The organism is Streptomyces sp. NPDC000348, assembly GCF_042898795.1.
Lineage (GTDB): Bacteria > Actinomycetota > Actinomycetes > Streptomycetales > Streptomycetaceae > Streptomyces.
In genome coordinates this window covers 194,789-208,573 of sequence record NZ_JBIAZD010000007.1, presented here as the reverse complement: position 1 = coordinate 208,573, position 13,785 = coordinate 194,789, and the positions used below count along the sequence as shown (strand labels likewise).

Here is a 13,785-nt window from a genome sequence, read left to right as displayed (position 1 = left end):
GGGGTCTTGCGCGCAAGCTCCCACCTGCGGTGATGACGTCACGAGCCCCACGGATCCGAAAACATCCGGGTTTATGGAAATGATTATCATCATGCTACGGTCATCGCACATCCGATCTTGACCGTGCACCACCCCGGAGTGTCCCCGTGCGCCTCCCCGTCCGTCTCCTCCCCCTCACCGCGGCCACCACGGCTTCCTTCCTGCTGACCGGCTGCTTCTCCGCGACGTCGGACGCCGACGGCTCCTCCGGGGGCGAGAGCCGCCGCATACGCGTCGCCATGATGCAGCCGCCGCGCTCAGGGCTCTCTCCGCTCTCCGACGACGCCTTCAAGCTGTCCCGCTGGTCGACCGCCGAGACCCTGGTGAAGCTGGACGCGGACGGCGACGCCGAGCCCGCCCTCGCCACCGGGTGGAAGCAGTCCGGACGCGATTGGACCTTCACCGTCCGGGACGGTGTCACCTTCCACGACGGCACCGATCTCACCGCCGAGGCCGTGGTCGACTCCCTCACCCGCGCCGCCACCGCGTCCCCCAAGCCGCGCATCCTCGACGGCGTCGACATGACCGTGAAGGCCGACGGGGACGAGGTCACCGTCACCACCGCCGAGGAGGACCCGCTCGTCCCGCAGCGCCTCAGCTCTCCGCAGCTCGCGATCCTCGCGGCCAGGGCGTACAAGGGGAAGACCGTGAACCCGGTCGGCGCGGGCACCGGCCCCTTCGAGCTGACCGAGGTGAACGGCACGTCCTCGGCCACCCTCGACCGCTACGACGACTACTGGGGCGGCAAGGCCAAGGCCCCCGGCATCGACGTCCGCTTCGTGCCCGACGGCACCGCCAGGGCCGCCGCCCTGCGCAGCGGCGAGGCCGACATCGTCGAGGCGGTCCCCGTCTCGCAGGCCGCGGTGCTCGACCAGGACCTGATCACCGAGGTCCCCATGCCGCGCACGAACACCCTGTACCTGAACACGGGGAAGGGCGTCTTCGCGGACGCCTCCCTGCGCGCGGCGGCACGGGCGGCGATCGACGCGAAGTCCCTGGTGGACGGCGTGTACGAGGGACGCGCCGACGTGGCCGGGGGCCTGCTGGGCCCCGCGCTCCCGTGGGCGGCCGGACTGCGCGGGCCGGTCGCCGGGCGTGCGAAGGCCGGCGACCCGGCCGGGAAGACCGTCACCATCGGCACGTTCACCGACCGCGCCGAACTCCCCGAGGTCGCCGCCGCCCTGCAACAGCAACTGCAGGAGGCCGGCTTCGAGGTGAAGCTGGAGATCCGCGAGTACGCGAACATCGAGTCCGACGCGCTGGCCGGCCGGTTCGACGCGTTCGTCCTGTCCCGGGCGACCGTCCTCGACTCCGGCGACCCGGCCGCGTACCTCTACAGCGACTTCGCCTCCGAGGGGTCCTTCAACATCTCCCAGCTGGCCGACCCGGCGGTCGACAAGGCGCTTCGGAAGGCGTCCTCGGCGCCGACCGGTGACGCGCGGCGCAAGGCGGTCGTCGAGGCCGAGGCCGCCGTGCTCGCCACGGACGCCGCGGTGCCCATGCTGCACGAGCGCGTCATCCAGGGCGACGCCGCCGGGGTCACGGGCGCGGCCCACGACCCGCGCGAGCGGGAGCTCGTCACCATCGACACCCGGGTCAAGTGAGGTCCCGCACGCGCGGGCGGGCCGGTGCCGCCCTGCTGACCCGCCTCGTCTGCCTCACCGCCGTACTGGCCGCCGTCGGCCTGCTGCCCTGGCTCTCCGGCCGCGACCCCGCGCTGACCGTGCTGCGGGCGCGGTCGGCCGAGCAGGAGCCCACCCGGGAGGCCCTGGACGCGGTACGTCGCGACCTCGGCCTGGACGCGGGTCCCTTGTCCCTGCTGGGTGACTGGCTCGCCGGTCCAATCCGCGGCGACCTCGGCACTTCGTGGGTCTCGGGCACCGACGTCCTGCCGTCCGTGCTCTCCGGTCTCCAGGTGTCGCTGGGCCTCATGGCCGCCGCCCTCGCGGTGGCGGTACTGCTCGCCTGCACGCTGGTCGCGCCGGTCCTGGTGCGCGGCCGGGGATCGGCGGGCGCGTTCGGCGCCATGCTCGCCGCGGTGCCCGAGTTCCTGCTCGCCACGGTCGCGCTGCTGGTGTGCGGGGTGTGGCTCGGCGTGCTGCCGACCTCCGGCTGGCAGGGCCCGGAGTACATGGTCCTGCCCGCCGTCGCCCTGGGCGTCCCGGCGGGCGGACTCCTCGGCCGCCTGGTCGCGGACGCGCTGCCGACCGTGCTGGAGGAGCGCTGGGTGGAGCTGTGGCGGGAGGCCGGGGTGAGCCGGGCGCGGGTCGCCGCGGCCGCCCTGCGGCGCGTCCTGCCGCCGCTGGTCCCGCAGTTCGGCATGGTGGCCGTCGGCCTGACCGGCGGGGCGGTCGCCGTGGAGACGGTGTTCGCGGTGCCCGGCATCGGCCGTACGGCGCTCGGGGCGGCGAAGTCCCAGGACCTGCCGCTGCTCCAGGGCGCTGTGCTCGCGCTGCTGCTGCTGGGACTGGCCGCGGGCGCGTCGGCCGCGCTCGTACGGCGCCGGCTGCTCGGCCCGGCGCTGCGCGACGCGGGCCTGACGCCGCCCGCACCGCGCCCGGTGCGGGCGCACCCGGCGGTCCCCGCGGCACTGGGCGCCGTCCTGCTGGCCGCCATCGGCTGGGGGCTGCTGCGCGATCCGTACACCGTGGACACGACGGCCCGGCTGCTGCCCCCGTCGTGGACGCATCCGCTCGGCACCGACGGGCTCGGCCGGGACGTGCTGGCCCGGCTCGGGCACGGCGCGGCGACGACCGTCGGGACGGCCGTCGCCGTGTGCCTCGTGAGCCTGCTGCTCGCGCTGGCCCTCGGATTCCTGCCGCGGGTGGCCGCCGGGGCCTCCGACATCGCCAACGCGCTGCCACCGGTGATCGTCGGCATCCTGGTCGCGGCGGCCGTGGGCCCCGGTACGGGCGGCGCCGCCCTCGCGGTCGCGCTGGTCTCCTGGCCCCCGTTGTCCGCGCACGCGGCGGCACTGGTGCAGGAGGTGCGCGCGTCGGCGTTCCTGACCGCCCAGCGCGCCATCGGCGCCACCCCGTGGTGGATCCTGACCCGCCACGTCCTGCCCTCGGTGTCCGGCCCCGTCGCCCGGCACGCGGTCCTCCGCCTCCCCGGCATCGCCCTCGCCCTCGCCTCCCTGGGCTTCCTGGGGCTCGGCGCCCGGCCGCCCGCCCCCGAGTGGGGCCTGCTCCTCGAGGAGTCCCGCGCGTACGTGGAGCGGGCCCCGTGGGCGGCGCTCGCCCCGGCGGTCGCTCTGGCACTGCTGGCCGGCCTCGCCGTGGCGGGCGCGGCGTACACCCGGGGGCGCACCGTCCCGCGCACCCGCCGCACGGCGACCGGCCGCGCCGCCGCACGGCCCGGCTCACCCTCCCGTCCCTCCCGGAAGGAGGCCTCCCTTGACGGCAACGCCGCCTGACACCGGTGCCCTTCTCTCGGTGCGCGACCTCGGCGTCTCCCTGCACGGGGTCCCGGTCGTCAGCGGGCTGACCTTCGACGTCCGGGCCCTGGAGGTGCTCGCCGTGGTCGGTGAGTCCGGCGCGGGCAAATCCCTCACGGCACGCGCGCTGCTGGGCGCGGCCCCCGGGGGCGCCCGCGTGACGGGGAGTGTGCGGCTGCGCCGCGCACCGGGCTCGTACGACGAACTCGTGGGCGCCCCGGCCCCGGTCCGCACCGCCCTGCGCGGCCGCCGTACGGCCCTCGTCCCGCAGGACGCGCTCTCCGCGCTCTCCCCCGTACACCCCGTGGGCGACCAACTCGCCGCCGCCGTACGGTCGGTGGCACGCGTCTCGCGTGCGGAGGCCCGCGCGCGGGCGGTCGCCGCACTCGACCGGGTGGGCATCGCGGACGCCGCGCGCAGGGCGCGGGCATATCCGCACGAGTACTCCGGCGGGATGCGCCAGCGCGCCGTCATCGCCATGGCCACGATCAACGAGCCGGACCTGCTGATCGCCGACGAGCCGACGACCGCGCTGGACCCGGACCTCCGGGAGCAGGTGCTGCGGGTCCTCGGCGAGCAGCGCGAGGCGGTGGGCGCCGCCCTCGTCCTGGTCACGCACGACCTGGGGACGGTCCGCGACCACGCCGACCGCGTACTCGTGATGTACGCCGGACGCCAGGTCGAACAGGGCCCGGCCCGACGCGTGCTGGACCGGCCCGCGGCACCGTACACGGCGGGGCTGCTGGCGTCGCTGCCGCCGGACGGACCCGGCGGGCGCAGCGGCCGCCGGCGCCTGCCCACCATCCCCGGCGCCCCGCCCGCCTTCGACCGTCTCCCGCCCGGCTGCGCCTTCGCGCCCCGCTGTCCGCTGGCCGACGACCGCTGCCGGCACGAGGAGCCGCGGCCCCGGACGGCCGGCGACGGGCATGCGGTCTCCTGTCACCGCTGGGAGGACGTGCCCCGTCCGGCGACCGAGTTGTTCCTGGAGCGGCCCGTATGAGCACCCCTGTGATCCCCGCGCCGCGCCGCACCGCGGACGACCCCCTGCTGGACGTCCGCGACCTGGTCGTGCGCTACGGCCCGGTCACCGCCGTGGACCACGTCTCCTTCACCCTGGAGGCGGGCGAGACCCTCGCCCTGAACGGCCCGTCGGGCTGCGGCAAGTCCTCCACGGTCGCCGCCGTGCTCCAGCTGCGCCGTCCGGACGCCGGCGAGGTCCGCTTCGAGGGCCGGGAGCTGACCGCGCTCACCGAAGGCGAACTGCGGCCGCTCCGCCCCCGGATGCAGCCGGTCTTCCAGGACCCGTACGGCTCGCTCAGCCCTCGCCACCGCATCCGGGACGCGGTGGCGGAACCCCTGCGCGTCCAGGGCCGCTGGGACGCGGACGGCCCGGCCCGGGTCGCCGGGCTCCTGGAGCGGGTCGGCCTGGACCCCGCCCACGGCGACCGCTTCCCGCACGAGCTGTCCGGCGGGCAGTGCCAGCGCGCGGGGATCGCACGGGCGCTGGTGTCCGGGCCCCGGCTCCTCGTGCTCGACGAGCCGGTCTCCGCCCTCGACCCGTCCGTCCGGGCCGGCGTCCTCAACCTGCTCGCCGGCCTCCAGGAGGAGCTGGGGCTCGCGTACCTGTTCATCTGCCACGACCGGGCGGTCGTCCGCCACTTCGCGGACCGGACGATCGACATGCGCGACGGCCGCCTCGTAGGGGGGTAGCCGTCCGCCTCCCCTGCCGGGCCGTCGCTCCCCGGCCGCGCCGCCGGGACACGGACCGGCCGACTCCGGGCAGGCGCACCGCCAAAGACGGCACCGCCGTGACGACGTCCCGCTCCGCGCGGGAGCCTCGCCACCACCCGTCCGGCCCGCGGACACACAGGCGCGGCAGCGGACCGTGCACGAGGCCGGACGGGTCGCCCCGGTGGAGAGGTGCGGGCAGGCGGGACCCGGCCGCCCCGGCCCGGCGGCGGCCTCAGCGCGCCTTGAGCGCCACGCGGTTCAGGGCTGTGCCCACCCGGGGGTCGGGCGGGCTGCCGGACGCGTCGACGCCGAGTTCCTCGACGAGTCTCCTGAGGTAGACGTCGACGGTGGACTCCACCAGCTCGGCGTGGGCCGTGACGGCGCGGCGCCCCCGGCGCCAGGCCACGAACCCGGTCGCCGCGGCGGCCACGGCGGCCGGCCACCACAGGCAGCCCAGCAGGAGGTAGCAGCCCGCCCACACCGAGCCGCCCACCGCCGCGTCGACGCGGGTCCGTGAGGTGCGCAGCTCCGTCCTGACGTCCTCGGGCAGGACCAGCCACAGCCGGGACCAGCAGGCGGTGAGGTCGATGCCGTACTGGTGGCGCAGCCGGGTCTCCGCGGCGGCCATGCGGTCCCCGGTGAAGGTGGGCCTGCGCGGCGGGGCGAACGCGATGGCGTCGCGGCGGGCGGCGAGTTCCGTGAGCTCCTGCCGGACCCGTTCGTCGCGCAGGCCGGGCGCGGCCGGCTCGCGCAGCCGGCCGATGTCCCGCTCGATCCGCTGCCAGCGTGCGAGCCGTCGGGCGGTCAGCCGGCCGGCCCATGCCCGCGCGGGGCCCGGCCAGTCCCCCGTCCAGATCCGCTCGGCGCCCTCGGCGCAGGCCCGGACGAGGGTGCCCGCGGCCACGGCGGCGAGGACGATCCCGGCGACGACGGCGACCTGGCCGAGGGCGGGCCACCGGCCCGCTTCCTCCGCCCACTGCCCGAAGCGCTCGAGGAGGAGGGACCGGTCGAGCGCGGAGCCGTGGCCGAGGACGGCGCCGGCGGCCACCGCCGCGACGAGGAGCAGGCCGGGAACCGCGAGGGCGGACAGCCACTTCTCGGCCAGCTTCTGGCTGAGGCTGTCGAGGACCGGGGCCATCGGGTCACGCCTCCAGGACGCGCAGCGGCCGGTCCCGCAGCCAGCAGCGCCCACCGGCCGGAACCTCACCGCCCGCCGTCCGGTCCGCCCGGAAGCCGCACCATCCGTCGGGGCAGTGGTACGACTCACCCGCGGGGAGCGACCGCGTGCCGAAGACCATGGAGCCGGGTTCGTCCCCGCGGACCGGGCCCGGCTCGTCGAAGACGAACGCCGGGATGTCCAGTCCCGCGATCGCCTGCCGCACGGGCGTCTCCGCCAGGACGGCGCGGACGGCGTCGTGCAGCCGGGGGAGCGTGCCCTTCCTCGCCATGTGCTCCGTCAGCGCGGGCAGGGCCGAGCAGAACTGGGCGCGCATCCTGTGGTCGTCGGTCATGGGCCTCTCCTCTCCGTGCGGGTCCCCGCGCAGGTGACGGTGGACCGGGCGGCTACGGTCCGCTGTGGACGACCGACGCCCAGAACAGCGGTTCCCGGTAGCGGTCGTGTTCGCGGAGTGCCGCGATCGCCCGGTGCAGGGCGTGGGCGGCGTCCGGGGCGCCGGGTGCGCCGAGCCGCCGGTACACCTCGTGGGCGAGCAGCGGGGCCATGCGGTCCTCCACGGTCCACAGGCTCCCGATCACCTGCCGGTAGCCGCACAGCTGGAAGGCGGAGGCGAGGGAGACGACCTCGTCGGCCAGTTCCCTGCCCGGGGCGGAGCTGTGGCAGGCGGACAGGTAGGCGAACTCGGCGTGCGGCAGCCGCTCGGCGGCCAGCTCCCGCAGGGCGAGGTCGCCGTCGTGCAGAAGGAGCCTGCTGTGCGAGGGGTCGGCCGGGTCCCGTACGCCGTGGCAGGCCAGGTGGGCGTGGGTGTGTGTGCGCAGGGCGGCCAGCACGGCCCCGGGGGTGGCGTCCGCGTCCCGCAGCTCGGTCCGGGGGCCGGGCAGCAGGCGGGTGGCGGTCAGCTCGTCGCCGAGGGCGGCCAGCTGCGGCCGGGTGTCGCCCGCCTCCACGGCGACCGCGACGAGTGACGTCCGGCCGGCGTCGGGGGCGGGTGCGTCGCGGGCGTGCAGCAGGGAGCCGAGCGTGGGGACGTAGGAGGACACCACCCGGTCGTGGGTGTACACGGAGCCGGGCCCGCCCTCGCCCTCCAGGAGTGCCGCGTGCAGCGGCAGCAGGGACAGGACGCCGGTCGGGCACCACCACAGCCTGGGCGGGACCTCGTCCGGGCCCGGGGGCCGGTCGTGGCCCAGCCGGGCGAGGACCGGGCCGACGATCCTCTCGCCCAGCCAGCGCAGCGTTTCCTTCATCCGCTGGTCGTGGGCGAATCTCTCACCGCTCGGGAGGCCCGGCGTGACCAGCTTCCGCACGGAGGTGTGGAAGGCGTCGGCCCGCCGCTCGATCTCCTCGTGGGTGACCTCCGGCAGCGGTACGGCCTCGACGACCGTGCGGTGCGGGCGGCGGCGCAGCACCAGGGCGTCGCAGCCCAGCGGGGAGACGTTGACGACGACGACGGGCCCGTGGGCCGCCGCGGTCTTCAGCCGTGCCCAGTCCGGCGGCCGGTGGAAGTGGCCGAAGCCGGGCAGGGCGCGGATCTCCGTGACGAGCCGGTCGAACTCGGCGGCCGCCGCCCTGCGCTCCTCGGGACCGTGTCGCGGGGCGACCAGTTCCGCGCAGACCCGCTCGTAGCGGCCGGCGAGTTCCGGGGAGGCGGCGCGCAGATCGCCGTGCCGGGCGCGCAGCTGCAGGCCCTGCGCCAGCAGGACGCCGCGTCCCTGCTCCAGCCGGATCAGTGCCTCGCGGGGCCGGCCGGCGGCGATCTCCACCGCCGCCGCGGCGGTGGCCAGCGAGGACACTTCGCGCAGCCGCACTTCCTGGGAGGCCCTGCCCAGCGCCCGTCCGGTCAGTTTCGGGAGCAGGTCGGCGAGTGCCACACCGAAGGCGGTACGGGCCTGGTCCCGGTCCCCGAGCGTCATGCAGGTCACGCCCCACAGCGCGGCGCACGCCACCCTGGTGCGCACGTCCTGGGTGGGCGCGAGGGCGGTGGTGCGGTACTGGGTGACGGCATCGACCAGGTCGTGCACGGCGCGCCTGTCCAGGCCTCGGGTGCGCAGCAGCTTCCCCAGTTCCCAGCGGGCCAGCTGCTGGTGGGGCCCGGTGTCCGAGGGCTCACCGGCCACCTGTCTGAGGAGGGCCTCGGCCGTGTCGAGGTCCGTCTCCCGCGCCGTGCGCAGGCCGCGTTTCCCCAGGGCGACGGCCAGCTTGATCAGCATCACGGGGTGGTCGTGTTGGCCCGGCGGTGTGGCCGCGACGGCGTACTCCAGGTGGCGCACCGCCTCGTCGAGTTCGGTGACGTCTCCCCAGGCGTCGAACCGCGCGGTCAGGACGGCGGCCAGATTGGTGAGCCGCTGGGCGTGGGCGGCCGACGCGGCGGCGCGGGCGACGGACGGGTGGCGGACGGCCTCGGTGGCCGCCTCCAGGTGGGCCAAGTCGCCCGAGGCGGCGTACCGGTCGAGGTGGGACAGCCCCAGGAACGAGTGGACCGTCGCCCGCTCGTCGTCGCCGAGGGGGCCCGCGAGCGCCTCGGTGAGCTGCGTGACCGAGTCGTCGAGGTCGGCGAGTTCGCCCTCCGCCTCGAAGCGCATCCGCAGGGCCTGGCCCAGCTCGGCACGACGGCGGGTGCGCGCCGGCTCGCCGGTGGCGGGCGCGTCGACGGCCGCCCGCAGCCGGTCGACGATTCCGTCGAGCCGGTCCGGGTCGCCGTCGCGCAGGTACGGGAACCACTCGTCCGCCACGCTGCCCTCGGGGTACCCGGGAAGCGGGGCTGTGGCCTGCTTCCGCGTCAGGACCGCCAGCATCCGCCGACGCGCCGGATCACCGGGCGGCAGCTCGGCGACCGCCTCACGCATCAGGCGCAGTCCCGCGCTCCTGGTCCGCTCCGGATCGCCTTCGTCACCGCCCACGTCCGCCAGCTCCGTCAGGGCCGAACCGGCGTTGAAGGCGATGTGCGGCGCGGACGCGCTTCCGCGTGCCGCCTCGCGTGCCCACAGCAGCAGTACCGTCGCGCCGAGGACTCCTTCCCGGTCCCGGACCGGGACGCTCCCGAGGCGCAGCGCGTTCCCCACGGCGTGCACGGTCTCGTACGGCGGGACGACCGCGGGCGGCTCCTGCGCGAAGTGGCCGCGCAGCGGTTGCGGAACGATCTCGGGACGCACCGCGTGCACGATCCCGAACAGGAAGGCGCACGCGTGGCCGTTCCACTCCTTCTCCGCGTCGGGCACGTGCCGGCACCGCGCGTAGTAGTAGCAGGCGAGGAGGTAGACCACCTCCAGCACATCGCCGCCGCCGTCCGTACCCGTGTCCCCCGCGCCGCCCGCCCGTGGGAGGGCCAGGTGCTCGCAGCGGCCGTGGAGGAGGCCGGCCAGCGCGGCGTGGGTGCCGCGCCCGAGCACGGCTTCCGGGGGCGCGAACAGGTAGGGCGCCCACTCGTCCGGCGCGGCCATCGCCTTCCGGACGGCCGCACGAAGCTCCGGGTGCAACTCGCCCACAGATCCCCCCGGATCCCCCGATCGGACTCCCCACAGTGGCGTCACGGTACGCCAGGAGGCCGGGCGGGTGCAGGGACATACGAGGATCTGGGGTGCCGGACGCGGGGCCGCGTCGGTCACCGTCGTCGGCGCCCCGGGCACGGCACCCCCACGGCGATGCCGACGGGACCGGCGTCCCCATCCGCCGCGGGTCCGGATTGGGGCGGGGCCGCGGGGGCACGTGCACCTCAGGACGGTGGAGGGGTGATCGGTGATGGCCGGACGATCGACGGCGGCAGCGGAGCAGGGGTCCCGGGCAGGGGACCGCGAGGACGCCCGGACGCCGCCGCTGCGGCCCGGCGGCTACGATCCGGCCGACTACGCGGCAGTCGTGGTGCGCAGTGCCCGGGAGGCCGGGGTCTCGCCCCTGCTCGTGATGACCGTGCTCCACAACGAGGCGTACAAGCCGCACCATCCCCTGCTGGAGCGGTTGTGGCAGTGGTGGAAACCCGGGGCGTCCTTCGGCCTGGCCAACATGCACCGGGCGACGTTCGAGCGGGTCCGGCGGACGCACGGCCTGCCGGGGCGGTGGCAGGACCTGCGCGACGACCCCGCCTTCGCCATCCGCACGGCCGCCCTGCACCTGGGGGACCTCGACCGGATCCTGCCGAGGCGGCACGTACGCCGTTGCACCCGCGACGAGCTCCTCGCCCTCGGCTACAACACGGGCGAACGCAACATGCGCGCCTTCGCCCGGGGCGTCCCGCCGGGCCCCATGGCGCGGTCGTACCTGCGCCGCTTCCGCGCCCACCGGGAACGAGCCGCCGAGGCGCTGGCCGACGGCGGCGGGCCACGCGACACGGTGACCGGCTAGCACCGCAGCGGCGCCGGCCGGGCCGGCCGTCAGGGCGGTCGGGGGCGGCGGTGGCACGTGGAGCCCGCCCCGCAGGACCGCCGCGCCCGGTGGGCAGGCCGGGGCGGGTCCCCTCAGGTCACCGGTCCCGCGGCCGGCGGCGCGGGGTCGTAGGCGGCGTCCCGGGTGAGGTCTCGCAGCCGGAGGGCGGCGGTGAGCAGGTCCCGGTGGCTGGTGTAAAGGGCGTTGACGCCGAAGCGCAGCAGGTCGGGTGCGCGCATGTCGGCGATGACGCCGTGCTCGGCGAGGGCGGCGACCAGTCCGCGGGCGTGGGGGTGGCGGAGGGTGACCTGGCTGCCGCGGCGGCCGGGGTCGGCCGGGGTGACGGAGGTGAAGCCCAGGGGGGCCAGGAGTTCGTCCGCGCAGCGCAGGAAGAAGCCCGTCAGGGAGAGGCTCTTGGCGCGGACCCGGGTCAGGTCGACGCCGTCGAAGGCGGTGAGGGCCGCTTCGAGGGTGAGCAGGGACAGGATCGGCGGGGTGCCGATGCGGGCGCGGGCGATGCCGGGGGCGGGCCTGTACTCCCGGGCCAGGCCGAACGGGTCGGCGTGACCGGTCCAGCCCGGCAACGGCGTTTCCAGGCCAGCGTGGTGACGGTGCGCCACGTACAGGAAGGCGGGGGCGCCGGGGCCGCCGGAGAGGAACTTGTAGCCGCAGCCGACGGCCAGGTCGACGCCGAGGGCGTCGACCTCGAGGGGCAGGGCGCCGGCCGCGTGGCACAGGTCCCACAGCACGAGGGCGCCTGCCTCGTGGGCGGCCCGGGTCGGCGCCCGCATGTCGTACAGCTCGCCGGTGCGGAAGTCGACGGGCGCGTAGCCGACGACGGCGACCCGGTGGCCCTCGGCGGCGAGGAAGCGCGGGAGGTCCGCCGGTGGCACGTGCCGTACCTCCAGGTTCCGGCGGCGGGCGACCGCCTCGGCCAGGTAGCGGTCGGTGGGGAAGTGCCCTGGGTCGGTGACCAGCAGCGGGCGGTCCGGGCGGAGCGCGGCGGCGGCGTCGAGCGCGGTGAACACCTGCACGCTGGTGGAGTCGCCCGCGACCGTCTGCCCCGGCGCGGCCCCGATGAGCGCGCCGATGGCGTCCCCCACCCGCAGGGGCGCCTCCCACCACCCGGCCGTGTTCCAGGAGCCGATGAGGCCGGTGCCCCACTGGTGCCGTACGGCGTCGTCGAGGGCCGCCGGCACGGCGGCGGGCAGCGGACCCAGGGAGTTGCCGTCGAGGTACACGACGTCCGGCGGGAGCAGGAAGCGGGCGCGGAGGGGGGCCAGGGGGTCGTCGGCGTCGAGCCGTGCGGCCCGCTCGTGCAGCTCGGCCGGTGCGGAGAGTGCGGTGGTCATCGGTGTGCGGCCTCCTCGTCCGCGCGGCCGGGTTCCGCCGGGGGGAAGGCGGCCGCCATGTCCCGGAGGGTGTCGGCGACCGCGCGGGCGCCGGGTGCTCCCGGTTCGATGAGGGTGTAGTGGCCGGTGCCGGGCAGGACGACCGTCCTGAGGTCCCGGTGCACGGCCGCGTAGTCGCTGAACTGGGCGAGCGGGACCTCCTCGTCGGCGGCCCCGTGCAGCAGCACGGTGGGCACGCCGGTGGTGCCCGCGTCGCGCAGCAGGGTGAGGGGGTCGACCTCGGGCAGGCGCCGGCCGAAGTGTTCCTCACCGCCGAGGAGTTGCAGGGCGGCGTCGTTGCTGAGGCGGTCGCGGCGGGTGGCGGTGAGGTCGGTGATCGGCGCCAGGGCGAGCACGCTCGTCGGCAGGGTGCGCGTGTGCCAGCGCGAGCCGGGCGGCAGCAGTCCCCGGGCGGCGCACCACAGGGCCAGGTGCCCGCCGGAACAGTGGCCCGCGAGGACGTGGGGCCGCCCCTGCGGCAGGGTGTCCACGATGCGGGCGACGTCGTCGAAGGTCTCGGGGTAGCCGCCCGCGCCGCCGGACCGGCGGAAACCGGGGAGCAGGACGTCGAAGCCCTGCTGGGAGAGCCAGGCGGCGAACGGGGTCAGGTGCATCCGGTCGTAGCGCCAGTAGCCGCCGTGCAGCAGGATCACCAGCGGGGCGTCGGGGTCGCCGCACGGCCAGGCGTCGTAGGACTGGTGGGGGTGGTCCCCGTAGCGGCCGTGCACCGGTGCCAGGACCGGCTTCAGGCCCAGGACCCGCTGCTCCTCCTCGGCGGCGAAGGCCGAGATCGTCCTAGACGTCACCGCGCACCTCCCACAGTTCGGGGAAGACCGGCCGGGCCGCCCGCTGCTCCAGCCAGGCCAGTCCGGCGGAACCGGCGCTGCCCGGTTTGGCGCCCATGGCGCGGCGGACCACCAGGACGTGGTCGGACCGCCAGCGGGTGACGAGTTCGGCGATGTCGGTGAGCAGTTCGCCGAGCGCGAGGTGGGGGTGGTGCCGCGGTCCGGCGTAGACGTGCCGCCAGGCCTCCACCACGCCTGGGTCGCTGGTGTAGGGGCGGGTCACGTCCCGTTCGCGGACGTGGTCCGGGACGGGCAGGCCCTGGCGGTGGAGATGGGCCAGCACCTCGTCGTACAGGGACGGTTCGCGGTAGGTCTCGGCGAGCGCCTCGTGGACGGCCGGGTCGCCGCGGTGGGCGCGCAGCAGCCCGGCGGACTTGTCGCCGAGGAGGAACTCCATGTGCCGGTACATCGCCGACTGGAAGCCCGACGCCTGCCCGAACGCGGCCCGGAAGCCGTTGAACCGGGCCGGGGTCAGCGCGGCGATGGGCGCCCAGGCGCCGCCCAGGGCGGTCAGCGCGCGGCGGCTGCGCTCCAGCGCGTCCATGGCCGCCGGCAGGTCGTCCTTGGCGAAGGCCACCTTGGCCGTGCGCCACTCGTGCACGATCAGGGTGAACCACAGTTCCATCACCTGGGTGGTGACGAGGAACCCCATCTCGTCCGGTGCCTCGGTGAGCGGGTGCTGCAGCGAGTTGAGGACGGACGCGTGCACGTACGTGTCGTAGGGGCTGGCGCCCGCGAACGGCCGGGTCGGGATGTCGTCCGTGGCCGGCCCGTCGAGCGTGGTCGTGCGGTCGTTCATCACATCTCCTA

The 13,785-nt window shown here is 76.0% G+C and carries 11 protein-coding genes; 5 read left to right on the top strand and 6 right to left on the bottom strand.

Going from position 1 to position 13,785, the window contains the following annotated elements; genetic code table 11:
* Nucleotides 1–146: 146 nt before the first annotated feature.
* Genes ACFY3N_RS16505 through ACFY3N_RS16490 form a run of 4 tightly spaced genes read left to right on the top strand, consistent with a single transcriptional unit; the run spans nt 147 to nt 5,185 of the window.
* Nucleotides 147–1,643: an ABC transporter substrate-binding protein gene (locus tag ACFY3N_RS16505; protein WP_390817374.1), complete on the top strand. Its 1,497-nt coding sequence runs from the start codon at nt 147–149 to the stop codon at nt 1,641–1,643.
* Nucleotides 1,640–3,454: an ABC transporter permease subunit gene (locus ACFY3N_RS16500; protein WP_390817373.1), complete on the top strand. Its 1,815-nt coding sequence runs from the start codon at nt 1,640–1,642 to the stop codon at nt 3,452–3,454. Before ACFY3N_RS16505 ends, ACFY3N_RS16500 begins: the two co-directional genes overlap by 4 nt.
* Nucleotides 3,435–4,475, top strand: a complete 1,041-nt coding sequence (locus ACFY3N_RS16495) for an ABC transporter ATP-binding protein (RefSeq protein ID WP_390817372.1) — start codon at nt 3,435–3,437, stop codon at nt 4,473–4,475. Before ACFY3N_RS16500 ends, ACFY3N_RS16495 begins: the two co-directional genes overlap by 20 nt.
* Entirely contained in the window at nt 4,472–5,185 is a 714-nt protein-coding gene (locus tag ACFY3N_RS16490; protein ID WP_390817371.1) for an ATP-binding cassette domain-containing protein, read from the top strand. Before ACFY3N_RS16495 ends, ACFY3N_RS16490 begins: the two co-directional genes overlap by 4 nt.
* Before the next feature lie 253 nt (nt 5,186–5,438).
* Here ACFY3N_RS16490 and ACFY3N_RS16485 read toward each other — a convergent pair whose 3' ends face one another.
* The 3 genes from ACFY3N_RS16485 to ACFY3N_RS16475 are packed head-to-tail and all read right to left on the bottom strand — an operon-like array spanning nt 5,439 to nt 9,865.
* Nucleotides 5,439–6,344 (bottom strand): hypothetical protein, encoded by a 906-nt coding sequence (locus tag ACFY3N_RS16485; RefSeq protein WP_390817370.1) that lies wholly within the window; start codon nt 6,342–6,344, stop codon nt 5,439–5,441.
* A 4-nt stretch (nt 6,345–6,348) separates the two neighbouring features.
* Nucleotides 6,349–6,717: a hypothetical protein gene (locus ACFY3N_RS16480; protein WP_390817369.1), complete on the bottom strand. Its 369-nt coding sequence runs from the start codon at nt 6,715–6,717 to the stop codon at nt 6,349–6,351.
* A 52-nt stretch (nt 6,718–6,769) separates the two neighbouring features.
* Nucleotides 6,770–9,865, bottom strand: coding sequence for a CHAT domain-containing protein (locus tag ACFY3N_RS16475; RefSeq protein ID WP_390817368.1), 3,096 nt, complete (start codon nt 9,863–9,865; stop codon nt 6,770–6,772).
* A 253-nt stretch (nt 9,866–10,118) separates the two neighbouring features.
* Between ACFY3N_RS16475 and ACFY3N_RS16470 the strand changes: the two genes are divergently transcribed.
* Nucleotides 10,119–10,718 (top strand): lytic transglycosylase domain-containing protein, encoded by a 600-nt coding sequence (locus tag ACFY3N_RS16470; protein ID WP_390817367.1) that lies wholly within the window; start codon nt 10,119–10,121, stop codon nt 10,716–10,718.
* 113 nt (nt 10,719–10,831) lie between these two features.
* Here the strand turns inward: ACFY3N_RS16470 and ACFY3N_RS16465 are convergent, their stop codons facing one another.
* Genes ACFY3N_RS16465 through ACFY3N_RS16455 form a run of 3 tightly spaced genes read right to left on the bottom strand, consistent with a single transcriptional unit; the run spans nt 10,832 to nt 13,774 of the window.
* On the bottom strand, nt 10,832–12,091 hold the full coding sequence (locus ACFY3N_RS16465; RefSeq protein ID WP_390817366.1) for a kynureninase: 1,260 nt from the start codon (nt 12,089–12,091) through the stop codon (nt 10,832–10,834).
* The gene (locus tag ACFY3N_RS16460; protein WP_390817365.1) at nt 12,088–12,936 is read right to left on the bottom strand and encodes an alpha/beta hydrolase; all 849 of its coding nucleotides are present in this window, start codon (nt 12,934–12,936) and stop codon (nt 12,088–12,090) included. Before ACFY3N_RS16460 ends, ACFY3N_RS16465 begins: the two co-directional genes overlap by 4 nt.
* Entirely contained in the window at nt 12,926–13,774 is an 849-nt protein-coding gene (locus tag ACFY3N_RS16455; RefSeq protein ID WP_390817364.1) for a tryptophan 2,3-dioxygenase, read from the bottom strand. Before ACFY3N_RS16455 ends, ACFY3N_RS16460 begins: the two co-directional genes overlap by 11 nt.
* Nucleotides 13,775–13,785 lie beyond the last annotated feature (11 nt).